Source organism: Trichococcus patagoniensis (assembly GCF_003051085.1).
Classification (GTDB): domain Bacteria; phylum Bacillota; class Bacilli; order Lactobacillales; family Aerococcaceae; genus Trichococcus; species Trichococcus patagoniensis.
Window position 1 is genome coordinate 9,284 of record NZ_QAOM01000002.1, and the last position, 26,337, is coordinate 35,620.

At 49.2% G+C, this 26,337-nt stretch carries 18 protein-coding genes and 2 pseudogenes; 18 read left to right on the forward strand and 2 right to left on the reverse strand.

Annotation, left to right across the window (positions count from 1 at the left end; all coding sequences use genetic code 11):
* Positions 1-120: 120 nt before the first annotated feature.
* Together C8U37_RS01350 and C8U37_RS01355 are read left to right on the forward strand one after the other, a co-directional pair.
* On the forward strand, positions 121-6,927 hold the full coding sequence (locus C8U37_RS01350; protein ID WP_108031500.1) for a SpaA isopeptide-forming pilin-related protein: 6,807 nt from the start codon (positions 121-123) through the stop codon (positions 6,925-6,927).
* 2,045 nt (positions 6,928-8,972) lie between these two features.
* Complete coding sequence (locus C8U37_RS01355) at positions 8,973-9,893, forward strand: nuclease-related domain-containing protein (RefSeq protein WP_108031501.1); 921 nt, start codon at positions 8,973-8,975, stop codon at positions 9,891-9,893.
* A gap of 1,253 nt (positions 9,894-11,146) precedes the next feature.
* Here C8U37_RS01355 and C8U37_RS01360 read toward each other — a convergent pair.
* Together C8U37_RS01360 and C8U37_RS01365 are read right to left on the reverse strand one after the other, a co-directional pair.
* The gene (locus tag C8U37_RS01360; protein ID WP_108031502.1) at positions 11,147-12,346 is read right to left on the reverse strand and encodes a GTP-binding protein; all 1,200 of its coding nucleotides are present in this window, start codon (positions 12,344-12,346) and stop codon (positions 11,147-11,149) included.
* A 77-nt stretch (positions 12,347-12,423) separates the two neighbouring features.
* Positions 12,424-12,858: a Fur family transcriptional regulator gene (locus C8U37_RS01365; RefSeq protein WP_108031503.1), complete on the reverse strand. Its 435-nt coding sequence runs from the start codon at positions 12,856-12,858 to the stop codon at positions 12,424-12,426.
* A 269-nt stretch (positions 12,859-13,127) separates the two neighbouring features.
* On the opposite strand from C8U37_RS01365, the gene rpsN reads away from it, so the two are divergent.
* The 16 genes and pseudogenes from rpsN (at position 13,128) to C8U37_RS01440 (ending at position 26,310) form a co-directional block, all read left to right on the forward strand.
* A complete protein-coding gene (gene rpsN / locus C8U37_RS01370; protein ID WP_108031504.1) occupies positions 13,128-13,397 on the forward strand; it encodes a 30S ribosomal protein S14 in 270 nt (89 codons plus the stop codon).
* 48 nt (positions 13,398-13,445) lie between these two features.
* Positions 13,446-13,595 (forward strand): 50S ribosomal protein L33, encoded by a 150-nt coding sequence (rpmG, locus tag C8U37_RS01375; protein ID WP_108031505.1) that lies wholly within the window; start codon positions 13,446-13,448, stop codon positions 13,593-13,595.
* A 156-nt stretch (positions 13,596-13,751) separates the two neighbouring features.
* Positions 13,752-14,627 carry a metal ABC transporter solute-binding protein, Zn/Mn family gene (locus tag C8U37_RS01380; RefSeq protein ID WP_108031506.1) on the forward strand — a complete coding sequence of 292 codons (876 nt, stop codon included), beginning with the start codon at positions 13,752-13,754 and terminating at the stop codon, positions 14,625-14,627.
* Entirely contained in the window at positions 14,624-15,397 is a 774-nt protein-coding gene (locus tag C8U37_RS01385; RefSeq protein WP_108031507.1) for a metal ABC transporter ATP-binding protein, read from the forward strand. The genes C8U37_RS01380 and C8U37_RS01385 overlap by 4 nt, the downstream gene beginning before the upstream one ends.
* Positions 15,394-16,242: a metal ABC transporter permease gene (locus C8U37_RS01390; RefSeq protein WP_108031508.1), complete on the forward strand. Its 849-nt coding sequence runs from the start codon at positions 15,394-15,396 to the stop codon at positions 16,240-16,242. The genes C8U37_RS01385 and C8U37_RS01390 overlap by 4 nt, the downstream gene beginning before the upstream one ends.
* 330 nt (positions 16,243-16,572) lie before the next feature.
* Positions 16,573-16,986 (forward strand): FeoA family protein, encoded by a 414-nt coding sequence (locus tag C8U37_RS01395; RefSeq protein ID WP_211306091.1) that lies wholly within the window; start codon positions 16,573-16,575, stop codon positions 16,984-16,986.
* Positions 16,913-18,904, forward strand: a complete 1,992-nt coding sequence (gene feoB, locus C8U37_RS01400) for a ferrous iron transporter B (RefSeq protein WP_108031509.1) — start codon at positions 16,913-16,915, stop codon at positions 18,902-18,904. Before C8U37_RS01395 ends, feoB begins: the two co-directional genes overlap by 74 nt.
* Entirely contained in the window at positions 18,894-19,052 is a 159-nt protein-coding gene (locus tag C8U37_RS01405; RefSeq protein WP_108031510.1) for a FeoB-associated Cys-rich membrane protein, read from the forward strand. The genes feoB and C8U37_RS01405 overlap by 11 nt, the downstream gene beginning before the upstream one ends.
* The gene (locus C8U37_RS01410; RefSeq protein WP_108031511.1) at positions 19,049-19,681 is read left to right on the forward strand and encodes a redox-sensing transcriptional repressor Rex; all 633 of its coding nucleotides are present in this window, start codon (positions 19,049-19,051) and stop codon (positions 19,679-19,681) included. The genes C8U37_RS01405 and C8U37_RS01410 overlap by 4 nt, the downstream gene beginning before the upstream one ends.
* 2,722 nt (positions 19,682-22,403) lie before the next feature.
* Positions 22,404-22,580, forward strand: coding sequence for a hypothetical protein (locus tag C8U37_RS14410; RefSeq protein ID WP_170100143.1), 177 nt, complete (start codon positions 22,404-22,406; stop codon positions 22,578-22,580).
* Complete coding sequence (locus C8U37_RS01415) at positions 22,564-23,139, forward strand: Fic/DOC family protein (protein ID WP_108031512.1); 576 nt, start codon at positions 22,564-22,566, stop codon at positions 23,137-23,139. The genes C8U37_RS14410 and C8U37_RS01415 overlap by 17 nt, the downstream gene beginning before the upstream one ends.
* A gap of 152 nt (positions 23,140-23,291) precedes the next feature.
* Positions 23,292-23,696 (forward strand): annotated as a pseudogene (locus C8U37_RS01420) (DsrE/DsrF/DrsH-like family protein); the annotation flags it as partial.
* Positions 23,697-24,118: 422 nt separating this feature from the next.
* Positions 24,119-24,523, forward strand: a complete 405-nt coding sequence (locus C8U37_RS01425) for an AbrB/MazE/SpoVT family DNA-binding domain-containing protein (RefSeq protein ID WP_108031514.1) — start codon at positions 24,119-24,121, stop codon at positions 24,521-24,523.
* Positions 24,524-24,526: 3 nt separating this feature from the next.
* Entirely contained in the window at positions 24,527-24,943 is a 417-nt protein-coding gene (locus tag C8U37_RS01430) for a type II toxin-antitoxin system death-on-curing family toxin (RefSeq protein ID WP_108031515.1), read from the forward strand.
* Positions 24,944-25,340: 397 nt separating this feature from the next.
* Positions 25,341-25,629: pseudogene (locus C8U37_RS01435) on the forward strand (Gfo/Idh/MocA family oxidoreductase); the annotation flags it as partial.
* The gene (locus C8U37_RS01440; protein WP_245879740.1) at positions 25,615-26,310 is read left to right on the forward strand and encodes a Gfo/Idh/MocA family protein; all 696 of its coding nucleotides are present in this window, start codon (positions 25,615-25,617) and stop codon (positions 26,308-26,310) included. The pseudogene C8U37_RS01435 and the gene C8U37_RS01440, both read left to right, overlap by 15 nt.
* Positions 26,311-26,337: the final 27 nt, after the last annotated feature.

Sequence of the window (26,337 nt, forward strand, 5' to 3'; positions counted from 1 at the left end):
AATATTATTTTCAGATTGGGATATTTTATATATGTAAATGTTGTTTACTACAGATGGTTACATTATAATAAATCTAATCAGATAATTGATTGCATCACAAGACGAAAAGGAGAGTTGTGTATGTACATGAAAGGCAAATTTAGGCTGCAAAAGATAGCGGCGCTATCATTGGTTTTTGTTTTATTGATGAACACGCTTACGGCAGCACTCGCACCAGTATTTGCAATGGAAATGGATACTATTCCAAATATACTGATGGATGTGGGTATTACCGACGAAGCAGGTAACATCCTTGATGAAAATCAAGTGGAAGCGGGCGGAATCAGCAGTAGCGATAAAATCCTCATCAATTATGATTGGTCATTGGCTGGGGTGACTGTGCAAGAAGGAGACAGTTACACCTTCAAGTTGCCGATGCAACTGGAAATAAAGGAACAGCAGCAAGGTAGCCTACTATCTGGAAATCAGACAGAAATAGGGACCTATCAGGTGGAACTGGATGGATCAGTAGCCATTCAATTCAATGAAGCGGCTGCTGCCGAAGCTGATGCTTCCGGTAGTTTGATCATCAAAGCGGGCTTCAATGAGACGGTTATCGGCAATGCCGAATCGGCTGACTTATTGTTCCAATTAGCTGGAAATGAAAAAATAATCCAGGTGAACTTTGCTACGGCTGCAGCTGAAGTTGCGGAACCAACCGAATTACCAGAACCAGCAACGGAAGAACCAGCAGCAGAAGAACCTATGATGATGATGATGGCACCAAGCCAAGCTCTTTACACGACTGGTGCAATCACGGAGAACATTATCACCAATGTCAAATTGGTTCATCGCATTGGGGATACAGAAGTTATCTTGAATCCAGGCGATGAAATCGTAGTAGACGATCCTTTCGAATCATATGAGGTAGCCGTCACTTACAATTTCGCGCTTCCTGACGGACACAGCTATGGCGCCGGATCGACTTATGAAATCTCCATCCCGGATGTTTTCGATGTATTACCAAATCCAGAATCGAATGAATTAAAAGCAGCAGACGGCACTGTATTTGGGACCTTCATCGTCACGAATGACAGAAAAATAATGATCACGTTCAACGAGAATATCGAAAATCGCTCCGATATCAGCGGGTTCGTTACGTTGTTCTCGTCTTTTGATTCACAATACGATGGCCTAGCCGAAACGGAAATCACCATTCCGTTAACAGATGGAACGTCAATCACTTATCCAATCAAGTTCATGCCATCCGTGAACGCAATCGATAAGATGGGTGTACCGGATAAAGCCTACAATGCAAAGAAGCTTACTTGGACCGTTGATTTTAATAAAGGCCTTAAAGAAGTTGAAAATGCAATCGTTACAGATGAAGCGGCCGTTGGAGAGCATGCATTCACACCCGGATCGCTGCATGTGTTCAAACTTTTCATGAATGCAGATGGAACAATCGATGAAACAAAGACAGTCGAAATAATGGATCACGGTTTTGGCGATGCTTTCCCGCTGAACCTCGGAACAATCGACTCTGCTTATCGTTTGGTCTACCAGACAACAATCACAGATGACCTAGGACAAACGTATAAAAATAACGTAACCCTAAGCGGTTCAAACCAAGAACCTATCTCTGCTGCTGCAACGGTAACTGTCAAACGCGGCCAACCACTGGAAAAAGCGACGACAGCCTACAACGGCCAGACTCAGAAGATTACATGGCAAGCTAAGTACAATTACGATGAAAAATCGATTCCACAAGCGGAAGCGTATTTGACGGATACTTTTGGAAGCAACCAAAAGCTAGTCTCAACTACTGCAACTGATTTTAACGTCTATAAAGTCACAATTAATCCGGATACTGGAGCTGAAGCCGGTCAAGAGCTAGTGACCAACTACACAGTTACCCCAAGCGCAACCGGCTTTACCCTACAGTTCACGGATCCTGTGACAACTGCTTACAAGATTATTTACAACACGACTTCTGTTAAACGAGTAGAAACGAATGCAACAATCAGCAATACTATTTCTGATGCGTTCGGTAATACAAAAACTGCAACGCGGAATATTGGTCAAGGAGTCTTGATTAAAGCGAATGACTCCAGCAAGACCAATTACAATGCCAAAACGACCGGTTGGACGATTACCTTGAACAGTGACCTATATACAATGACCAATGTGCAAGTTGTCGACACGTTGCCGGTTGGCTTTACTCCAAGAGATATGGTCATTACGCATGGTGGTACAACTTTGGCAGAAGGTACTGGCTATACACAGTCTTACGATGCACTTACTGGTAAAATTACAATCAATTTCCTAGTACCTGTAACTGAAAAAGTTATCATCAAATTTACTACGGACATCAATCATGACCTAACGGTTCCCGAAACAAATGGCACTCACATCAATAGAGTCAACATGACATGGACTCCTGATGGTACGAATGGATCGGGTGTCGCAACCGGATCAGCAACCTTCGACCCAGATACCTATACGAAGGCGAATGGATTCAAAAGTGGCTCTTATAACTTAGCAACCAAAGTCATCGATTGGAAGATTGGTGTCAACTACAACAATCAAACATTATCTAATGTTGTCGTGGGGGACGTTATTCAAGGGAATCAGAATTTCGATAGCTCAGACATCCATGTCTACCCGATGAACCTGACAGGATCCGCAAATGGTTATACTCTGGGAACAGAACTCATACGAGGTACCGACTATCAAGTGGAAACATTCACCGGATTAACCGGAGAGCCTGCTTTCCGCGTCAAACTTGGCGATATCAGTTCAGCTTACTTAGTTTCTTTCCAGACCGACCTACAGGATCAATTGGTCGCAAAAACGTATACGAACACTGCTTCAGTGACGACCGATACGCCTGATTCTAACTTCGAATTGAAGGCGACTGTATCTCCATCCTTTGGTGGCGAGTACACAGGAAAACAAGCAACTCAGAATGCAGTCAATCCGCGCATCGTAAATTGGTCCGTAAAAATAAATTATGCGCAATCTACTGTATCGAATGTAGTCATTAAGGATACACCAAGCAAGAATCAAGCTATCCAGAAAGAATCATTCAAATTATACGCAACAACTACAACACCAACCCAAATCAATAAAGGGGCAGCTCTTGTAGAAGGCGTAGACTATACGCTAGCCTTCGGAGAAAATGCAGATGGAACAGAAACCTTCACGTTGACTTTCTTGGACTCACAAATTGATAGAGCATATATCCTGGAGTACAATACGTATATCCTTTTCAAAGACAATGGCTTTATCTCGAATGATGCGGTGTTCACCGGCAGCGAAACGAAAGGCGTGCCTACAGATAGTTCTGTCAACCAGCGGATCCAAACGGCCGGCATCGCAGGCGGCATCGACGGAAAAGTTGGTAGTCTCGCAATCACTAAAGTTGCTGCAGGCAGCAATGCACCTTTAGCTGGTGCAAGCTTCACGCTCTATGACAAAACGGGACAAGTTGCATTACGCACGTATGTTACTGGAGCAGATGGTAAAGCTATCTTCACTAATTTATTGTATGGTGACTATATTGTGAAAGAAACTGCTGCACCAGAGGGTTATGTGGTCGGTATCGCAGACCAACAAACAGCTACTGTCGATGCAGAAGTAAGTACACTGACGGTTTCAAATAAAAAAATCATCAGAGCAGTCGAATTGACTAAAACAGATAAAGAAACCGGCAATAAATTGGCCGGCGCTATGTTCGAATTACAAAAGCAAGTCGGCGAAAGCTACCAAACTATTGCAAACTTGACGACAGATAGCACAGGCACCTTATATCGTGGCGATTTAGAAGCCGGTGAGTACCGTTTCATCGAACTTATCGCACCGACTGGTTATCAAAAAAATACCAATCCAATTCCTTTCACGATCACGGAAAAACAAACCGAAGTTACAAAAGTAACGGCTGAGAACTTGAAGCTTGGCTCGGTAATATTGACTAAGTTCAACGAAGACAATGCGAATGAAACGTTAGCAGGAGCAGAATTTAAACTACTCCGCGCAGATGGCTCAGTCCTTTTCCCAATCTTACGGACGGATGCATTAGGTGCTATTTTCGTAGAAAACCTACAACCAGGTTCATATAGCTTTGTGGAAATTAAAGCACCAACTGCTTTTGAATTAAATGCTGAACCGATTATTTTCAACGTTATTGCCGGTGAAACAACAGCCGTCACAGTGAATGCGCCAAATGCCTTGATTACCGGCAGTGTTCTTCTGACGAAGACAGATGGTACAAGTGCTGAAGCATTAGCAGGCGTAACATTCACACTCTACACCGCAAGCAATCAAGTCATTGCAACCAACTTGACGACGGATGCAAGCGGAAAAATTGAAGTGGAAAACCTGAAACCAGGTAATTACTATTTCTTGGAAACGCAAGCAGCAGCAGATTATCAGTCAAGTACGCAAAAGTATACCTTCACTATTGCAAGAAATCTAGTCGGTACTCCGGCGACCCCTGTTCAAGTAAACGCAACAAATGAACTGATACCAGGTGCAGTCGTACTGACAAAAGTAGATAATCAGAGCGGTGCGGTTCTTGCAGATGCGGTCTTTGACCTACAAGATGCAGAAGGCACTGTCCTACAAGCAGGGCTTGTGACGGATGCCTCAGGAAAAATCAGTCTTACTGATCTACGACCAGGCGACTATCAATTGGTCGAAACAAAAGCAGCAACGTATTACAAATTAACAACAGATCCAATTGCCTTCACAATTGCGCGCAGTCAAGAAGAAGTACTGCAACTTACTGCAGAGAATGAACTGATCCGCGGCAATGTCCAATTGACTAAAACAGATGTAGATAAAGAAAATGGACCATTTGCGGGTGCTGTCTTCGCATTGCAAAATGCAGAAGGCGATGTACTCCAAGCAGATCTTACAACAGGTACGGACGGTACTATCTTGATCACTGGCTTATTACCAGGCGACTATCAACTGGTGGAAACAGCAACAGTGTTCGGATACGATCTTGATGCAACACCAATTCTATTTACAATCGAAAAAGCTGCAACCATGGCTGACGTTAAAACTGTCGAAGTAACGGCTGAAAACGAATTGACAACTGGTTCGGTGGAACTAAGCAAAACAGATCTTGATAACGATGGCGCACCATTGGCAGGCGTTACCTACGACTTGCAAGATGCAGAAGGCACTGTTTTACAAGCTGGTTTGGTAACAGATGAAGACGGCAAAATCTTTGTCGAAGCTCTGAAACCAGGCGATTACCAATTCGTTGAAACAAAAGCGGTCTTCGGATACGACTTAGACGAAACACCAATCACATTCACAATCGTTCTTGGACCAACGGAAACCGTAATGGTGGAAGCTGAAAACGAACTGACGACTGGTTCGGTGGAACTAAGCAAAACAGATCTTGATAACGAAGGCTTACCATTAGCGGGCGTCACATATAGCTTGCAAGATGCAACAGGAAAAGTGCTACAAGCTGGTTTGGTAACAGACGAAAACGGCAAAATCATTGTCGAAGATCTGAAACCAGGCGACTACCAATTTGTAGAAACAAAAGCAGCGTTCGGATACGACTTGGATGCAACACCAATCACATTCACAATCGTTCTTGGACCAACAGAAACCGTTCTGCTTGAAGCAACCAACGAATTGACAACTGGTTCGGTGGAACTAAGCAAAACAGATCTTGATAACGATGGCGCACCATTGGCAGGCGTTACATTCAGCTTGCAGGATGCAGAAGGCACTGTTTTACAAGCTGGTTTGGTAACAGATGAAAACGGCAAAATCATTGTCGGCGACTTGAAACCAGGCGACTACCAATTCGTTGAAACAGCAACGTTGTTCGGATACGACCTGGATGCAACACCTATTCCGTTCACAATCGTTCTTGGACCAACGGAAACGGTAATGGTTGAGGCTGAAAACGAACTGACGACTGGTTCGGTGGAACTGATCAAAGTGGACCGTGACAATGGAAAAATAACGTTGGAAAATGTTGTCTTCGAATTGCGTAATGCAGAAGGAAAGCTACTGCAAAGCGAGTTGACAACAGACAAAGATGGCCGTATCCTTGTTTCCGATCTGAAACCGGGCGATTATCAATTCATTGAAACAAAAGCACCTTTTGGTTATGACTTAGACGCTACACCAATCTTGTTCACAATCGAAAAAGGACAAATTGAAACAATCATTAAAACAGCTACAAATGAGTTGACGACAGGCAGTGTGTCATTGATAAAAGTTGACAAACTGGATCCATCACACAAACTAATGGGTGCTGAATTCAGCGTGACAAACGAAGCGGGCGAGGTCCTCTTCGAAGGCTTGAAGACAGACAAAGACGGGAAATTGATGGTTGAAAATCTGAAACCAGGCAATTACTACTTTGTTGAAACAAAAGCACCACAACATTATCAATTAGATAAAACACCGTTGGCTTTCACTATCGTTAAGGGTCAAGAAATGACCTTGACGGTTATGGCCAAAAATGACCTGATTACCGGTGGTGTTGTCTTAACGAAAGTAGACGCAGCTAAAAACGATAAAGTATTGGCAGGCGCACACTTCGAATTACAAGACAGCAAAGGAAAAGTTATCCGCACAGATTTAGTCACGGATAAAGATGGCAAAATCTGGGTAAATGATTTACTTCCAGGCGATTATCAATTTGTAGAGACACAAGCTCCGAAAGGCTATGAACGCAATACGAAACCTGTGACCTTTACAATCGATTACAGCCAAAAAACAGTTGCGAAAGTGACTGCAGAAAACAAACAAATAGTTAAAACTGATCTCGGGAATGCAGCAGACAAAGGATCAACAGGATCTGTCTTGCCGAATACTGCAACGAATACGTTCAACTACTTGTTGGCAGGCATTGTGTTACTTGTGATTGGATTCTTCACTTTAAGAAAGAAAAAACATCCTAATAACTAAATCCAGGATAGCGCGTATCTGGTGAAGCCGATTCAAAAAGAATGTTTGAATGAAACAATCACAAAGCAAAAAACACACCGCGGATGCGGTGTGTTTTTTTGCTTGGGATGCTAGTCGCGCTTCTGTCGGGCGTACGCCCAGGACGGTAACCTCAACACCCGAGAGCGGACGCAGTTCTCGACTGAACGATCACCGAAAACCGCAAAACACCAGACAGAACGCTCTTCTGTCGGGCGAACGCCCAGGACGGTAACCCGTACACCCGAGAGCGGGCGCATCTCTCGACTGAACGGATACCGAAAACCGCAAAACACCAGAGAGAACGCGCATTTGTCGGGCGTCAGCCCAGGACGGTATCCCGTACACCCGAGAGATGCCGCAGCTTTCGACTGAACGAATACCGAAAACCGCAAAAGACCAGACAAAAAGCACATCTGTCGGGCGAACGCCCAGGACGGTATCTCGTACACCCGAGAGCGGACGCAGCTCTCGACTGAAAGAATACCGAAAAGCGCAAAAGACCAGACAAATCGCACTTTTGTCGGGCGTCAGCCCAGGACGGTAACCTGAACACCCGAGAGCGGACGCATCTCTCGAATGAACGAATACCGAAAAGCGCAAAAAACCAGAGAGAACGCGCATCTGTCGGGCGTCAGCCCAGGACGGTATCCAGAACACCCGAGAGCGCCCGCATCTCTCGACTGAACGGATACCGAAAACCGCAAAAAACCAGAGAGATCGCACTTTTGTCGGGCGAACGCCCAGGACGGTAACCCGTACACCCGAGAGCGCCCGCAGCTCTCGACAGAACGAATACCGAAAAGCGCAAAAGACCAGACAAATCGATCTTCTGTCGGGCGCCAGCGCAGGATGGTATCCCGTACACCCGAGAGCGGACGCATCTCTCGACTGAACGGATACCGAAAAGCGCAAAAGACCAGATAAATCGTGCTTCTGTCGGGCGCCCGCCCAGGACGGTAACCTGAACACCCGAGAGCGCCCGCAAGTGTCGACTGAATGAATATCGAAAACCACCAAACACCAGACAGATCGCGCATCTGTCGGGCGTCCGCCTAGGACGGTAACCGGAACACCCGAGACAGCGCGCATCTGCCGGCAGAACGAATACCGAAAACCACCAAACACCAGACAGAACGCTCTTCTGTCGGGCGTCCGCCTAGGACGGTATCCCGTACACCCGAGACAGCGCGCATCTGCCGGCAGAACGGATACCGAAAAACACATAACACCCGACAGAATGCTTATCTGTCGGGCGTACGCCCAGGACGGTAACCTGAACACCCGAGAGTGCCCACAGCTTTCGACTGAACGAATACCGAAAAGCGCAAAAGACCAGACAAAAAGCACATCTGTCGGGCGAACGCCCAGGACGGTATCCGGAACAGCCGAAAGCGGACGCATCTCTCGACAGAACGGATACCGAAAAGCGCAAAAGACCAGACAAATCGATCTTCTGTCGGGCGCCAGCGCAGGATGGTATCCCGTACACCCGAGAGCGGACGCATCTCTCGACTGAACGAATACCGAAAAGCGCAAAAGACCAGATAAATCGTGCTTCTGTCGGGCGTCCGCCCAGGACGGTAACTCGAACACTCGAGAGTCCACGCATCTTTCGACTGAACGGATACCGAAAAGCGCAAAACACCAGACAGAACGCTCATCTGTCGGGCGACCGCCCAGGATGGTAACTCGAACACTCGAGAGTCCACGCATCTGTCGACTGAACGAATACCGAAAAGCGCAAAACACCCGACAGAACGCTCATCTGTCGGGCGTCCGCCCAGGACGGTAACCGGAACCCCCGAGAGCGGCCTGCAGCTGTCGACTGAACGGATACCGAAAAGCGCAAAACACCAGACAGAACGCTCATCTGTCGGGCGAACGCCCAGGATGGTAACTCGAACAACCGTGAGGAGCACTTTGTCGGTTATTTTAACTATCAGAAAATTTCTTCGGCAACAGAACGCTGATTGTCGAAATCTGCGGATATTATAGGAGAATCATCAATCACGGAGGTGTCTAAATTGGCATTCAAAGAACGCACAAAATCAAAACAACTGCGAACATATGAAATATTGTCTCAACGCATGTCGTTGGAGAAAGAAGATTATTATTACTCGCTTAACCGTAAAAAAGGACATGAGGGCGAGTGCCGGTATGATGTTCTGACTGAAAAATTGGAACCGAATTGCATTATCTTGAATGATCTGCAGTTGGAGATCAGACACTCTTCGTTTCAAGTGGATACGTTATTGCTGTTTGCGGATAAAATAATACTTGCCGAGATAAAGAATTATGAAGGCGTGCATCTGTGGGGAAAGGAAAAACTTACGAAGCGATCTGGAACTACTTTGGAAAACCCCTCGATGCAGCTGCAAAAAACCAAAGTCAGACTTGAAATGTTGCTCCAAGAGATGGGATATTCAGTCAAAGTTGATGCGGTGGTTGTATTTGTAAATCCGGAATTTACACTTTTGGGAGCCCCATATGATGAAACTTTTATTCTGCCAAGTCAGATTCCGGAGCATTTCCGGGAGCTGCAAAACCTTGCAACTCAACAACCTAGTAAAAAAATGGAGAAGTTGGCGGAAGAACTTTTGAAACGACATATTACTGATTACCCAAGCAAATCATTGGAGTATGATTATGAGAAAATTGGGAAAGGGATCAATTGCCCGTCATGCGGTTTCCTAGCAAAAAATTATGCAGGACGTTCTCATGTTTGTGGGAGTTGCGGTAAGAAGATGAGTATCAAAAAAGCCATCAGCAGCAGTATTTTCGATTTTTATTTTCTTTTCCCGTATGAAAAAATAACCACGAAGCGCTTGGCTGATTGGTGTTGCGCGCAGAACAAAGATCGGGTCTATGCGGTTTTGAAGCAAGAATGGCAACCAATCGGCAGTGCGCCGGGACGCTATTATGTCCCGATGGATCAAAAATTATGAAATAAATGTCAGCTATGATATAAAATTTTCGAAAAGGATGAATGGTGGGATCACTCTAGATTGTTGAGCCAATCAGTTGGGAATGTAATGATTGGCGTATTAAGCAAAGAATTCATGAATAAATTTTCCCGGATACTGGATGGTATTCGGTTTTTTTTGCTTTGAAATGAAACGTTAATTGTAACAGATTCATCATGTTTGTGAGGGGAACAATGAGTAATGCGGAACAAGAGAAATCCCCCCGCGACTGTCGGCGGAAAGGATACCGAAAACCGCAAAACACCCGACAAATCGCACTTTTGTCGGGCGTCAGCCAAGGACGGTAACCCGAACACCCGAGAGCGGACGCATCTCTCGACTGAACGAATACCGAAAACCACAAAAAAACCGACAGATTGCGCTTCTGTCGGGCGTCAGCCAAGGACGGTAACCTGAACACCCGAGAGTGCCCGCAGCTTTCGACTGAACGAATACCGAAAACCGCAAAAGACCAGACAAAAAGCACATCTGTCGGGCGAACGCCCAGGACGGTATCCCGTACACCCGAGAGCGGACGCAGCTCTCGACTGAAAGAATACCGAAAAGCGCAAAAGACCAGACAAATCGCACTTTTGTCGGGCGTCAGCCCAGGACGGTAACCTGAACACCCGAGAGCGGACGCATCTCTCGAATGAACGAATACCGAAAAGCGCAAAAAACCAGAGAGAACGCGCATCTGTCGGGCGTCAGCCCAGGACGGTATCCAGAACACCCGAGAGCGCCTGCATCTCTCGACTGAACGGATACCGAAAACCGCAAAAAACCAGAGAGAACGCCCGTCTGTCGGGCGTCAGCCCAGGACGGTATCCCATACACTCGAAAGCGCCCGCATCTCTCGACTGAACGAATACCGAAAACCACCAAACACCAGACAAATCGATCTTCTGTCGGGCGAACGCCCAGGACGGTAACCCGAACACCCGAGAGTGCCCGCAACTGTCGACTGAACGGATACCGAAAAGCGCAAAAGACCAGACAAATCGATCTTCTGTCGGGCGCCAGCGCAGGATGGTATCCCGTACACCCGAGAGCGGACGCATCTCTCGACTGTATGAATACCGAAAACCACCAAACACCCGACAAAAAGCCCATCTGTCGGGCGTCCGCCCAGGACGGTAACCCGGAAAACCAGACAATCACCAACTGCTGTAGATGCCCGCAGCTACAGCGTTTCTCGCAGCCAAGCCGGCAAACGGAATCAAACGCAAGCAAGCTTACAGGCTGCTGACTTCCCATGGATAGGGGCTTGTTTTGCTGTAGAGACCTGACTGCAAGGCATCTTCATCCACTAAGCATAAATCCAACGCGGCTTCGATGCCGGATTGGTGCATATCAATGCCGATAAAGACGATTTCTGTGAGGCGATCCCCATATAATGGATGCCATCTTTCTTTTATTTCCGGATCTTCTGATAAGACTTGCATGCGCTCGGCTTTTGGTAATGTCGCCAGCCAATAGGTCAATGGAGAAATGTCGACATGGTTGCCCGCTGTTTCCATCAAGGAAGAGAAATCACTATGTTGCGCAAACCAGACAAAGCCTTTCGACCGGACAACTGAGGCAGGGAAATGCTTTTCAAGGAAGGCGTTAAAGCGTTCCGCATCCATCGGCAGGTTGCTTCGATAGACAAAGGAGGAAATGCCGTATTCTTCCGTTTCCGGGACATGATCCTGATAGCCCAGTTCCAACTCCTTAATCCAGCCCGCTGCATAACTCATTTGCTCTAAATCAAAAAGGTTTGTGTTCAGTATTTCAGTCAATGCAATCTCAGATCTGACTGAGCGGATGATTTTAGCTTCTCTTTGAAGCGAATGGACCAATGTTTCAATTTTTTCGACTTGCCATTCCTCCAGCAAATCGCACTTGTTCAGAATCAAGACATTGCAAAATTCAATTTGGTCAATTAATAAATCCCGGATGTCGCGATTTTCCTCATCAACGATCTCCTTCTGACGATCAACAATCGGCTGACCTGAGCCAAAGTCATCCCAAATTCTTTTCGCATCCACAACGGTCACCATCGTGTCCAGGTGGACCTGACCGGTCAGGTCAATCCCCAAAGGATTATCCGGCAGCGTCAGCGATTGGGCAATCGGGATGGGTTCACTGATTCCTGACGCCTCAATCACAATGTAGTCAATATCCGGGAGTTGCGCAAGGGAATCCAGCGCAACGATTAAATCTTCTCTCAAAGTGCAGCAAATGCAGCCATTGGCCATCGAAATCAATTTTTCTTCCGTCCGTTTGAATCCGCCTTGATTGATCAGCGCTTCATCTACATTGACACTTCCCATATCATTCACAATGACCGCAATTTTCAAGCCGTGATCGCCATGGAGAATGTGATTCAATAAGGTGGTTTTTCCTGAGCCTAGATAACCGGTTAATACCGTAATGGGAATCGATTGTTTCATCTAAAATATTCTTCCTCTCTTAAACACCTGTATTATTTTCTGATACATCCTGATCCTGCATTTGACAGCTAGGGTCCTTACCCGGCCACCCGGCATTGCGGACACAAGCCGTAAATTTCAAATTTTTGGCTGAGGATCCGGTAAGCATGTTCTTCTTTTTCTTTTTTCAGAAACTGTTCAAACAAACCGTTTGAGAAATAGATGATTTTCCTGCAGTTGGTGCAGATGAACATGACGGATTCTTTTTGACTCATTTCTTTCAAATAAAAAAACGATTCTCCGCAATATTCGGTTTTGTCGATGATGCCGAAAATGCAGAGCAAATACAGATTGTGATAGACATTCCCGAAGCTGGCCTGTTTTCCCGTCAAATGGGTTATATACTCCCGGACTTCTTTGGCGGAGAACATTGTTCGATTATTTTCCAAAAACAATCTGATCAGTGCCTTTCTTTGGGAGGTAGGCTTATACCCATTTTTTGTTAGTTTTGATAAGCAAACACTTAATTCCATGCTTCCTCCTGTTGTTGATGCCTCTATAGTTGCAAAACGTAATAATTACGATTTAAATCGTATCTGTAAATTTTTATATTGTCAAGCTTTTCTTAGGAGCGGCTTGTAATCCTGTCACTATGCTGTCGTGAAGCGCGCTCATATGAATGAAACTTCAGATTTATTTATGTTGACAATCCATTTATAGTATGATAAATTTCAAATGTAAATCGTATTCGTTCCGTTTTACATCAAAGCGGATTGTTCTTATCGATAGAAAGGAAGATTGTATGGCGAAAAAATCAAAAATTGCAAAAGCTCGCAAGCAGCGGGAAGTAATAGAAAAATACGCAGCAGTGCGTAAAGAACTAAAAGAGGCTAACGATTATCTAGCGCTGGCAAAATTGCCGAAAGATTCGAATCCGAACCGGTATAAAAACCGCGATTTGATTGACGGCAGACCGAGAGCCTACATGCGCAAATTCGGCATGTCGCGGATCAGCTTCAGACAACTTGCTCATATGGGCTTTATTCCTGGTGTCCAAAAAGCCAGCTGGTAAGAAGCAACAGCGGATCCGGTAAAAAACATTCAGAAAGGAAGGAACAAAATGAGACTTAATATTATTTTGGAATGCGTGGAAACAGGGGAACGCTTGTATTTGACCAGCAAAAACAAACGCAATAATCCAGAGCGCCTGGAAATGAAGAAATACTCGCAAAAGTTACGCAGACGCGCAACTTTCCGCGAAGTCAAGTAAACACGCCGGAAGCGCATTTTGAAAACAATAAAAGGGAACCAAAGGAAGACGCTGAAAGCAACAAGGAGGCTATTTCATCCAGAGATAGCCTCCTTGCTCGTTCCGCCCGAACTTACGGGGTCCGAGGCAACAGCGCAAAGAGGGGAGAAATATACTATGAAAAAAATGATCAAAAACTTAATTGGGGCAGCCCTGCTGCTGAGCACCGTGTCTTTGGCCGGCTGCAGCGATGCGGCGAATGAAGAGGCAACGTCAGAGCCGGGGAAACCGGTCGTGGCGGTATCGATCGTGCCGGAGCGGACGTTTGTGGAAGCGGTGGCCGGCGATTCGGTGGACATCGTGACGCTGATCCCGCCAGGCAGCAACCCCGGCAACTATGAACCGACCGCCCAGGAAATGGAAGCGTTCAGCGATGCCGCGCTCTATTTCTCGATCGGAGTTGCGACCGAGGAAGCCAATATCTTGCCGAACGTGGGGGATATGAAAGTTGTGCCGCTGGAAGATGAAGTCGCTGCCGTCTATGCAGATCGGACCTTCGAATCCGGCGGAAGGGATCCGCACATCTGGCTTTCGCCAAAGCGCGCAAAAGTGATGGTAGAGGTGATCGCAAGGGAACTGGGCGAACTGGATCCCGACAACAAGGAAACCTACGAGCAGAACGCGGCTGACTATATCGCGCAACTCGATGAAGTCGACCAAGCAATCCAGGCCGCGTTGGAAGGGGTCGAAAGCAAGCAATTCATCGTCTACCATCCGGCATTCGGCTACATCGCCGAGGACTACGGACTGACCATGTACGCGCTGGAACAGGACGGCAAGGAAGCCACCGCGCAGCATCTGCAGGAGATGGTCGACTTTGCCAAAGCGGAAAACATCAAAGTCATTTTCTATCAGGAAGAAATGGACAGCAGCCAGGCCGAAGCCTTTGCTGAAGAGCTCGGCGGGCAAACGATCCAGCTTGCCCCTTTGGCAGCGGACTACATCACGAATCTGGAAAACATGGCACAGACCATGGCCGAGGCGATGCAATGACGGAGCCGGCCCTGCAGATCGACAAACTCTCCGTCCATTACGGGGAGGAAGTCGCGCTCTCAAAGGTCAGCTTCGATGTCGCGCACGGGGAAATCTTGGGCATCATCGGACCGAACGGCGGTGGGAAATCGACCTTATTGAAGGCCATCCTCGGCTTGGTGCCGCCCACGACCGGCAGCATCCGCATCTATGGCCAGGAACCCGGCAAGAACCATGCCGCGGTAGGCTTTGTTCCGCAGTTTGCAGCGATGGACAAACACTTCCCGATTTCCGTGCTGGAAGTCGTCTTGACCGGGAGGCTCAAACCGGGCTTTTCCTTCTTCCGCAAGTATTCCGAAGCGGACAAAGTGATCGCGCAGGCACAATTGGAACGCGTCGGCATCGCGCATCTGGCGAAAAGGCAGATAGCGGAACTGTCCGGCGGTGAATTCCAGCGGCTGCTGATCGCCCGCGCCTTGGCGGTGGAACCCAAATTGCTGCTGCTGGATGAGCCGACCGCCAGCGTGGATGCGCACTCCCGGAATCAGATCTATCAGTTGCTGAGGGAAATCAATGCCGACATGACAATCGTTCTCGTCACCCATGATCTGATGGCCATTTCGTCCGAAGTCAAAAAATTGGCATGTTTGAATACAAAATTAGTGTACCATGGTGAACCGGAACTCAACGAAAGCGTTGTGAACGAGCTTTACGGCTGCCCGGTCGATCTGATCGCACACGGCGTTCCGCACCGGGTCCTAAAAGCGCACGAGGAGGGAGCAACAAAATGATTCAGGCCTTATCAGAATATCAGTTCATGCAGCATGCCTTCATCGCCAGCCTGCTGGCCAGTGTTGTCTGCGGCATCATCGGCGTCATCATCGTCGAAAAGAAGCTGCTTATGATGAGCGGGGGGATTGCCCACACGGCTTACGGCGGTGTCGGGCTTGGCTATTTTCTCGGCTTTGAGCCGATCATCGGGGCCTTCCTTTTTTCCATAGCGGCGGCACTCGGGATCGGTACCATCAAACGAAAGGGCGGCGTGCAAGCGGACATCCTGATCGGTTTGTTCTGGTCCCTGGGTATGGCTTTCGGGATCGTATTCATTGCGCTGATGCCGGGCTATCCGCCCGATCTGAATTCGTATCTGTTCGGGAACATCCTGTCGGTGACAAGAGCGGACCTTTATCTGATGCTGGTGGTGACCTTCCTGGTGCTGGCGGTGGTGATCGCGCTGTTCCATGCCTGGAAAGCCTATCTGTTCGATGAAGAATTCGCCGCCATCATCGGCGTCAAAACAATCTTTTTGGAATATTTGCTGCTGGTTCTGGTGGCGATGACAGTCGTTGCGCTGATCCGGGTGGCGGGGATCATTTTGGTGTTGGCCTTGCTGACGGCACCGGCGGCAATGGCAGGCTTATTTTCGAAAAAACTGAAGAACCGCATGCTGCTCGCGGTGCTTTTTGGGGCCTTTTTCAGCATCAGCGGGTTATGGCTCTCATATGGCCTCAATATTCCGTCCGGAGCCTGCATCGTCATGACAGCAGTCGCCGCCTACTTCCTGGCCTATGCTTTCAGTGCAGTGGGCAGGAAAATGAAAAGGAAAAGCCTGGCATCAAAACAAAGCGTGGAGTGATCCCCAAACAGATCGACCGCGGGAAGAAAGCCGTCCTTGCCCTTGTGATGAAGGGATCATCCGGGAGGGCATTTTTTCCGTTTCAGAGGGTTGAATGCTGATGAAAAAGTGATATGATTAGGTTGCCCGCTTGATTGAGAATGATTCTCAATCAAGCGGGCATAAACCAGTAACAGCAGGGTTTGACACACAAAAAAGGGGATTTCATGTGAAAATAATCACTTATTACGTTCTTTCCGTGCGCCAAACCTGCCGATCCAAAAGTACAAAAACAGGCGAAACACTGCCGAAGTACGGCAGATCCGATAAAAACGAACCAAGGAGGTTCTTATGAAACGTTCATTCATGAAGCGCTTGTTCGGCGGCAAAGAAAAAAATCAAACAGAAAATCCGTCGCGGCCGCGCAACCTGACCGACGCGGAAATCAACCGTCCCTACGTCATCAAAGGAATCGCTGCAGAAGAGCAAGGGATGAAGGAGTTCTTATGCACCTTGGGCTGCTTTGAAGGCGAAACCGTCACGGTCATTTCAGCGTCGAACGAGAATTACATCATCCACGTCAAAAATGCCCGGTACAGCATCGACAGCGAGTTGGCCGGAGCGATCCTGATCCAGGCGAACGACCTGGGCGGACCGTTCCGGATGGAAAAAGAAGGCAAGGAGGACGAAGATGCGCATTGCACTTGCAGGAAATCCAAACAGCGGCAAAACAACCTTATTCAACGCCATCACCGGGAAAATTGAACTGGTCGGCAACTGGCCTGGTGTGACGGTTGCCAAGAAAGAAGGCGACGTAAAAAAAGAACTGAACAAGTCCGGGAAGAAAATCCGGGTCGTGGACCTGCCGGGTGCCTATTCCTTGGCGGCTTTCACGTCCGAGGAAAACATCACCAGCGCATTTGTCAAAAATGAAGCGCCGGATGTGATCATCAACATCGTGGATGCCACGAATCTGAGCAGAAGCCTGCTGTTCACCACCCAGCTGCTGGAGCTGGGGATACCGCTGGTCATCGCTCTGAACAAAAGCGATCTGCTGGACAACAAAAAGATCGCGGTCGATTCGGAAAAACTGGCGGAAAGGCTGGGCTGCCCGGTCGTCGCGACCGCTTCCATCGAAGGGGAAGGCCTTGTGGAACTGATAGCCGCAGCTGCCGCCAGCTTTGGCCGAAGCCAGCCGGCGCCGTTCCATCCCTCCGCCGGCCCCAAAGGACAAACGCCGCAGCCTGCTGCGGCTGTCGACCGCGAGCGGTTTGCTTTCGTCGATGCGGTGGTGGCAGAAGTGGAAGTCCGAAAAGTCGACAGCGCCAAACAAACGAGGCAAGACGCAATCGATCGGGTCCTTACCCATCGGATAGCGGGCATCCCGATCTTTGCGGCAGTCATCTACTTCGTGTTCTCCGTATCGCAGACATACGTGGGCCCGCTGCTTGCCGACATCCTGGTCGGATGGATTGACCGGTTGTACGTCTGGACAGAGGGACTGATCGGCGCCAGCGTATCGCCTTTGTTGAGCGCCTTGCTGCTGGACGGAATCATCGGCGGCGTCGGTGCCGTCATCGGCTTCCTGCCGCTGATCATGGTGCTGTTCTTCCTTTTGGCGCTGCTGGAGGATTGTGGCTACATGGCCCGGGTCGCGGTCGTGATGGACCGCCATATGAAAAAGGTGGGGCTCTCGGGAAGATCAATCATCCCGATGGTGATCGGCACGGGCTGCGCGATCCCCGGCATCATGGCGACGCGGACGATCCGCGATGAGCGCCAACGCCGGACGACCGTCATGCTGACGCCGTTCATGCCCTGCGGAGCGAAGCTGCCGGTCATCGCGCTCTTTGCCGGTGTTTTCTTCGAAGACGCCGCTTGGGTGGGAACGTCCATGTATTTCGTGGCGATCGCCATCATCATTTTTGCCGCCCGGATCGTCCATAAAATCGTGAAACCCAGTCCAGCCAAATCCTACTTCATCATGGAGCTGCCGGACTATCGGGTGCCGAGCCTGAAGCGGGCAGCCATCTCGATGCTGGCCAGAGGGAAGGCCTTCGTGGTGAACGCAGGGACGGTCATCCTCTTGTGCAATGTGATCGTCCAGATCATGAAGACCTTCACCTGGGACTTCAAAATCGTGGAAGCGGGCATGGAAAGCACCAGCATCCTGGCCGGCGTAGCCAGGCCGCTCGCTTTCCTACTGATCCCGCTCGGATTCGGCGCATGGCAACTTGCGGCAGCCGCGGTAGTGGGCTTCATCGCCAAAGAAAACGTCGTCGGGACTTTGGCGGTCGTCTACAGCATCAGCAATTTCATCGACACCGAGGAACTGGTCCTCGTTTCCGGGGCCCAGGATGTGGCTTCGATCATGGGGCTCACCTCGGCTTCGGCTTTGGCCTACCTGCTGTTCAATCTTTTCACACCGCCTTGCTTCGCTGCGATCGGCGCCATGAAAGCCGAGATGGAAAGCAGCAAGTGGCTGTGGGGCGCAATCGGATTCCAGTTCGGCATGGGCTATACGCTCGCCTACTTCGTCCACCAAATCGGCACGCTGCTTACGACCGGTCGTTTCGGGCCTGGTATGATCCCCGGCCTGATTGCGGTCGCACTGATGGCCGCAATCATCGGCTACCTGATCCGGAAGAAAGACGCAAAGGGGGAAGCCCGTCATGTTCGATGATGTCATTGTCTTCCTGATCATAGCCGCCTTCGTTGCCGTTTCCCTCGCGAAAATCAGCCGCGACAAGAAAACGGGCAGCAGGTGCGCCGGTTGTCCGCTGAATAAAGTCTGTGCCAGGAAGGAAGAAAGAAAAGAGGAATCAGAATGATGAGGAAGGCTATTCCAGAAGCTTCGGCAAAGCGGTTGCCGATCTATCACCGCTACTTGGGTTTTTTGCACTCCGCAGGCAAAAAACATGTTTCATCCGATGAGTTGAGCGAGGCGGTGAAGGTGGAAAGCGCCTCGATCCGCCGGGATTTTTCCTATTTTGGCGCGCTCGGGAAAAGAGGCCATGGCTATGATGTCGCCTATCTGCTGGATTTTTTCAATAAAGAGCTCCATCAGGATCGGCTCACGAATGTGGCGCTGATCGGCATGGGCAATCTCGGCCGGGCCTTGTTGAACCACAATTTCTATGTCAGCAACAATCTGCGCATCAGTGCCGCCTTCGATATCGATGAGGCGGTCGTCGGCAAAATCCTCAGCGGCGTGCCGGTCTATCCGATGTCCGACATGGTCGCGCAGTTGCGGATCCAACAGCTGGATGTCGCCATCTTGATGGTTCCCCAGGAAGTGGCCCAGGAGGCCGCGGACCACTTGGTCGAAGCGGGTGTCCATGGCATCCTGAACTTCACGCCGATCCGCCTCACCGTTCCGGAACAGGTGCGCGTCCAGCATGTGGATTTGACGAGCGACTTGCAGACGCTGCTCTATTTCCTGGATCATGATAACGGCTGACCAGGAAAACTGTCCTGCAGGAAACGAAGTACGGCGCTACGATGGTCGCTAACTTGAATCTGTTTATCTAAAGAAAAAATAAAAAAGCTCCCGTTGCGGCAGAGAAGGCCGCAACGGGAGCTTTTTGGGTATTCGGGTCTTTGTGTCGGGCGTCAGCCCAGGACGGTATCCTGAACTCCCGAGAGATCCTGCAACTGTCGACAGAACGAATACCGAAAACCGCAAAACACCAGACAAAACGCACTTCTGTCGGGCATCCGCCCAGGACGGTATCCGGAACACCCGAGAGCGCCCGCAACTGTCGACAGAACGAATACAGAAAACCACCAAACACCAGACAAAACACCCATCTGTCGGGCATCCGCCCAGGACGGTAACCTGAACACCCGAGAGCGCATGCATCTGTCGACTGAATGAATACCGAAAACCGCAAAACACCAGACAAAACACCCATCTGTCGGGCGTCAGCCCAGGACGGTAACCTGAACACCCGAGAGCGCCCGCAACTGTCGACAGAACGAATACCGAAAACCGCAAAACACCAGATAAAACACCCATCTGTCGGGCATCCGCCCAGGACGGTAACCTGAACACCCGAGAGCGCATGCATCTGTCGACAGAACGAATACCGAAAACCGCAAAACACCAGACAAAACGCCCATCTGTCGGGCATCCGCCCAGGACGGTAACTCGAACACCCGAGAGCGCCCGCAACTGTCGACAGAACGAATACCGAAAACCGCAAAACACCAGACAAAACGCCCATCTGTCGGGCATCCGCCCAGGACGGTATCAGGAACACCCGAGAGCGCCCGCAACTGTCGACAGAACGAATACCGAAAACCGCAAAACACCAGACAAAACGCCCATCTGTCGGGCTTCAGCCCAGGACGGTAACTCGAACACCCGAGAGCGCATGCATCTCTCGACAAAACGAATACCGAAAACCGCAAAACACCCGACAGAACGCCCATCTGTCGGGCGTCAGCCCAGGACGGTAACCTGAACACCCGAGAGCGCATGCATCTCTCGACAGAACGAATACCGAAAACCACAAAACACCAGACAGAGCGCACTTCTGTCGGGCGACCGCCCAGGACGGTATCCGGAACACCCGAGAGCGCCCGCGACTGTCGACTGAATGAATACCGAAAACCGCAAAACACCCGACAGAACGCCCATCTGTCGGGCGTCAGCCCAGGACGGTATCCGGAACACCCGAGAGATGCCGCAACTGTCGACTGAATGAATACCGAAAACCGCAACACACCAGACAAATCGCACTTCTGTCGGGCATCCGCCCAGGACGGTATCCCGGAACAGCGGAGAGATCCTGCAACTGTCGACTGAATGAATACCGAAAACCACAACACATCCGACAGAACGCCCAACTGTCGGGCGTCAGCCCAGGACGGTATCCGGAACACCCGAGAGATGCCGCAACTGTCGACAGAACGAATACCGAAAACCACCAAACACCAGACAAATCGCACTTCTGTCGGGCGACCGCCCAGGATGGTATCCAAAACACCCGAGAGCGCCTGCAGCTGTCGACTGAACGATCACCGAAAACCGCAAAACACCAGACAGATCGCACCTCTGTCGGGCGAACGCCCAGGATGGTATCCGGAACAGCCGAAAGCGGACGCATCTCTCGACAGAACGGATACCGAAAAGCGCAAAAGACCAGACAAATCGATCTTCTGTCGGGCGCCAGCGCAGGATGGTATCCCGTACACCCGAGAGCGGACGCATCTCTCGACTGAACGAATACCGAAAAGCGCAAAAGACCAGATAAATCGTGCTTCTGTCGGGCGCCCGCCCAGGACGGTAACCTGAACACCCGAGAGCGCCCGCAGCTCTCGACTGAACGATCACCGAAAAGCGCAAAACACCAGACAGAACGCTCTTCTGTCGGGCGCCCGCCCAGGACGGTAACCTGAACACCCGAGAGCGCCCGCAGCTCTCGACAGAACGGATACCGAAAAGCGCAAAAGACCAGACAAATCGATCTTCTGTCGGGCGCCAGCGCAGGATGGTATCCCGTACACCCGAGAGCGGACGCATCTCTCGACTGAACGAATACCGAAAAGCGCAAAAGACCAGATAAATCGTGCTTCTGTCGGGCGCCCGCCCAGGACGGTAACCTGAACACCCGAGAGCGCCCGCAGCTCTCGACTGAACGATCACCGAAAAGCGCAAAACACCAGACAGAACGCTCTTCTGTCGGGCGAACGCCCAGGACGGTAACCTGAACACCCGAGAGCGCCCGCAGCTCTCGACTGAACGATCACCGAAAAGCGCAAAACACCAGACAGAACGCTCTTCTGTCGGGCGAACGCCCAGGATGGTATCCGGAACACCCGAGAGCACCCGCAACTGTCGACTGAACGATCACCGAAAACCGCAAAACACCAGACAAAAAGCCCATCTGTCGGGCGAACGCCCAGGATGGTATCCCGAACACCCGAGAGCGCACGCATCTCTCGGCTGAACGAATACCGAAAACCGCAAAACACCAGAGAAAACGCCCGTCTGCCGGGCGAGCGCCCAGGACGGTAACCTGAACAGCCGCCAAAAACAGAAGTTAGATTCAGTATTTGATATCCAGTCACAAAAACTTTTTTGATAATCTACTGCGGAGCGCCCCAATCTGTTTCAGTAGCATAAGGCCTTGTCTTCGATTATAATAAAGTAACGAACGAGAGGGGTTGATGACATTATGAAAACACTGCAAATGAACTCGCCGGAAGTCAAACGCATCAATAAGAATATGGCTATGGAGAATTTGTATTTGAGTGAAGATTTACAAAAACGAGCACTCGCTATCGTCAATTCCGGCAAGTCTATTACAATCGCCCTAATCAAGAAAGAACTCGAAAATGCCAAAGTACAATAAAGGAAATAATGATGAGTATTTGTTGCAGCATAATCTTATGGGTGTAAGCAATCAAGACAAATTAACCCAAGCGGAAGCATTATCTTTTTTTGTCAGAAATGCAGAAATAGAGAATGGAATCTACTCTATCAAAGGATTCTCAAAATGGGACTTCATGGCAATCCATCATCATCTCTTTCAGGATATTTATCCATTCGCGGGTAAATTCAGGGATGTCAATCTAATCAAAGAGTCTACAGTATTTTGTCAGTTTCAATTCCTGGACGCTTATGCGGATAGTCTATTCAATGAGCTAATAATAGAGGGCAAGTGGGAAACTGTTGAAACAGCAGCAAAGAGACTCGCCTATTTTAAAGCAGAGCTGAATATGCTGCATCCTTTCAGAGAAGGGAACGGCCGCACGATACGCATATTCTTAGCAGCATATGCTAAGGAAAAAGGATACTTGTGGAGATACGAAAATATGGATGCACAGATGTATCTAGAGGCGATGATCAAATCGAAATATGATGAATCTGATCTTGAAAAATTGTTGCTGACAGTTTTGGAACCTTTATAAACTGATTCGAATAGTCATCGGAATAGTCCAACACAAAACCGTTCGCAAAATACCGCGCGGAGATTGTGTTGGGCCATTTTCTTTAGCTATCATACGACGTTGTGCAGAATTTGTTTTAGTTGATTGATTTTCAGCAGTAAATCTGAACGAAAGGAGCGGCAGCTTACGGCAAACCAGTGACGATGTTCTTTACTTTCTGGGGCTTGAACATCATCAAGCGTCCGAAAAAAGTCAGCGTAGCCAAACGCGGCATGGAAAGAATGTTCGACATCATGTTGCCGAACCACGCCGGCCAACTGCCGATTTCGAAAATGAACATGAGCGGCGTCGGATCGAAAATGATCCAAGCCGTCATGAAACAGAAGAACGTTGATCCATTGCCGGTCATGATCGCCCAAGCCCAAAAAATGGGCATCAAGATGGTAGCCTGCACCATGTCCATGTCCATGGACATCATGGGCATCAAGGAAGAAGAAATCATCGACGGTGTCGACTTCGGCGGTGTAGCAACTTACATCGGCGATACGATGGATTCGAATTTGAATCTGTTCATCTAATAAAGCAACACAAATTAGGCTCCCGCCGCGGCGGGAGCCATTTTTTTTGGCATTCGGTTGTTTTGAAGGGGTGATTTTGCCGACGGAAGTCCGGGTCGTCGGCTGAACCGAGAGAGAAGAATACTGAAGAGCCGACGAAAAACGGATATGTCGACTGAACGAAAAACGAAGGATACCGAACAGCCGACGAAAAGCAAAGTTGTTGACTGAACGAAGAATGATGTCAGCCGAATGGCCGACTAAGTGTAGCAATGTCGGGCGAATGCCCAGGACGGTATTGATTCCCTGAGGTTCTCTCCTTTGGAGTGATAATTGACAATAACTGTATATACTGTTAATCTGTATATACAGTTATGAGGCGTGCACAATCCCAGAAAAATCCAAGGAAATAATAAATTAAAATCGAGAGGATGTCGAATACTATGAGTAAGGACGCTAAAACGAATGTAACTGCCATGTCAGAAATAAATCCACCAACAAATCAAAAAGGAGGAACGGCCAAACGCACTTACCGCTATTCGCTTGCTGAAAGCAATAAACGATCGAAGGAAAAGGTGAACACTTTCAAATTGCGAATGACCGGTAACAGCGTGGTTATCTCTGTGCCCGAGGACGTACTGCGCACTTTACATGCTGAGCCTGGAGACGAAATCCAGTACATCACTGTAAAGATGAACGATGGGGAAAAAGAGGTCGACACCGTTTTAATCTCAAAAGTCACTCCGGCTGCTAAGCCAGACGGTTTAGGGACTGAAGAGCTTGACACAATGTTGGACGATTACTTCGACAAGTATGACTCGGTAATGAAATCATTGGCCGACATGTAAAAAATGAACTATCTGACCGAAGAACAACTGATCCAAATCAACGCGAGAATCATCCAAAAGTTCACTCCCCAAGAGATTATAGGCGTAAGAGAAAAAGAAGGGCTTAATGCAGTGGTTGAAGCGCCCAAGGCAACCGCGTTCGGAGAGGACGCCTACCCGACAATTTTCGATAAAGCGGCAGTGCTATTGCTGGGCATTGCAGGAAAACAATTGTTTCAAAATGCCAACAAACGGACAGCGATAGCCGCAACCGATATCTTCCTTCATATCAACGGCTATACCGCTACCTGGGAACACGATGAATATATTGCGTTTGTCATGGATGTCGTTCAAAGAAGCGAGGAAACTACAAACGACTTCGACGAACTCAAGCAGGACACTTCGGCCAAACTCCAAGAAAAATATAAAACGAAAAATTGATATCTGCCTATCTGCAAGGCGACGAAAAATAAAGAAGCCGTAAAACACTGCATATTGTCAGTGTTTTACGGCTTTTTGCATGTGATCAATTCCTGCTTCCTATCGGTATCCAATCGCCCGCAACACACCAACTCCGACGAAGAGAGCACTCACCGGAGCACGCACCTCGCGCCAGCTTCCAACTCCGACGAAGGATTGTTGACCGGAGTTGGTTGCCTTTTCAGTACCCTTGCCTCCGGTCAGGACAGGCGTTGCCGGAGAAACATACAGAATAAGCTCACCACCTCCGGCGGAGTGAATGTTCAGTTTTCTGTCGCATCAGTGCGTGGGCTTGAATGGTACAATGAACAATATACACAGATCAGGAGGAGAGTATATGAAAGAGACAGTATGGGGAATGATCGGCTGTGGCGACGTAACGGAGAAGAAAAGCGGACCAGGCCTCTATAAAGCCAATGGGTCGCGACTGAAGGGGGCATACAACCGTACAGAGGCCAAGGCCCATGATTGGGTGAAACGCCATGGCCACGGTCAGGTATACCAAACGGTCGAAGAACTGCTGGCGGACGAAGAAATCACGGCCGTCTATATCGCCACACCACCGGCTACACTTCGACTACGCCATGCAGGTCATCATCGCAGCGAATAAAGTGCCGCTGATTGAGAAACCGATGGCGCGGACATTCGCGGAATGCCAAGCGATACTGGATGCCGCCGAAGAAAACGGCTTGTCGGTATTCGTCAGCTTCTACCGCCGAGCGCTCGAGAAATTCCAGAAAATCAAACAACTGTTGGATGAAGGCGCCATCGGCCAACCGCAATTGGTGGAGATCCGCCAATACCAACGACCAGCACCGGAAGACTTCGACAAGGACAACCTACCTTGGCGCTTGCTGCCGGAAGCAGGCGGCGGGAAGGATCTCGATATCCAAGTGCATGTGCTCGATTACCTGGCCTATTACTTCGGCGACATCACCGCGATGACCGGCATCGTCGAGAACCGAGCCGGACTCTATGCAGTCGAGGACACGGTCTCGGCCTCCTTCCACTTCGCGAACGGCGTCGTCGGATCGGCCGCCTGGTGTTACGTCGCGGACTTCGAACTGGATGAAGTGACGATCATCGGTTCGGAAGGGACTCTTGTTTTCGAAGGCACGAGCTTCGAATGGATCCGACTCATCAAAGACGGAAAAACGACGACCTACACTTTCGCAACACCGGAGCATGTCGCCATGCCGTTCATCCAAACCGTCGTCGACGAACTGAACGGCCAAGCCAAAAGCCCCGCCGATGCCGCCAGCGCAGCCAATGGCATCCGCATGTTCGATTTGCTGCTGAAGGATTACCGCGAAAGGTACGAGAACTAATAAAAATATGTAATGCAGTGATTGAGT

Coding starts and splice junctions, on each gene's coding strand:
- C8U37_RS01385 (WP_108031507.1), top strand. CDS start 14,624: ATGACGGAGCCGGCCCTGCAGATCGACAAACTCTCCGTCCATTACGGG.
- C8U37_RS01425 (WP_108031514.1), top strand. CDS start 24,119: ATGAGTAAGGACGCTAAAACGAATGTAACTGCCATGTCAGAAATAAAT.
- C8U37_RS01395 (WP_211306091.1), top strand. CDS start 16,573: ATGAAACGTTCATTCATGAAGCGCTTGTTCGGCGGCAAAGAAAAAAAT.
- C8U37_RS01360 (WP_108031502.1), bottom strand. CDS start 12,346: ATGAAACAATCGATTCCCATTACGGTATTAACCGGTTATCTAGGCTCA.
- C8U37_RS01415 (WP_108031512.1), top strand. CDS start 22,564: ATGCCAAAGTACAATAAAGGAAATAATGATGAGTATTTGTTGCAGCAT.
- rpmG (WP_108031505.1), top strand. CDS start 13,446: ATGAGACTTAATATTATTTTGGAATGCGTGGAAACAGGGGAACGCTTG.
- C8U37_RS14410 (WP_170100143.1), top strand. CDS start 22,404: ATGAAAACACTGCAAATGAACTCGCCGGAAGTCAAACGCATCAATAAG.
- C8U37_RS01410 (WP_108031511.1), top strand. CDS start 19,049: ATGATGAGGAAGGCTATTCCAGAAGCTTCGGCAAAGCGGTTGCCGATC.
- C8U37_RS01380 (WP_108031506.1), top strand. CDS start 13,752: ATGAAAAAAATGATCAAAAACTTAATTGGGGCAGCCCTGCTGCTGAGC.
- C8U37_RS01350 (WP_108031500.1), top strand. CDS start 121: ATGTACATGAAAGGCAAATTTAGGCTGCAAAAGATAGCGGCGCTATCA.
- C8U37_RS01390 (WP_108031508.1), top strand. CDS start 15,394: ATGATTCAGGCCTTATCAGAATATCAGTTCATGCAGCATGCCTTCATC.
- C8U37_RS01440 (WP_245879740.1), top strand. CDS start 25,615: ATGGCGCGGACATTCGCGGAATGCCAAGCGATACTGGATGCCGCCGAA.
- rpsN (WP_108031504.1), top strand. CDS start 13,128: ATGGCGAAAAAATCAAAAATTGCAAAAGCTCGCAAGCAGCGGGAAGTA.
- feoB (WP_108031509.1), top strand. CDS start 16,913: ATGCGCATTGCACTTGCAGGAAATCCAAACAGCGGCAAAACAACCTTA.
- C8U37_RS01365 (WP_108031503.1), bottom strand. CDS start 12,858: ATGGAATTAAGTGTTTGCTTATCAAAACTAACAAAAAATGGGTATAAG.
- C8U37_RS01405 (WP_108031510.1), top strand. CDS start 18,894: ATGTTCGATGATGTCATTGTCTTCCTGATCATAGCCGCCTTCGTTGCC.
- C8U37_RS01430 (WP_108031515.1), top strand. CDS start 24,527: ATGAACTATCTGACCGAAGAACAACTGATCCAAATCAACGCGAGAATC.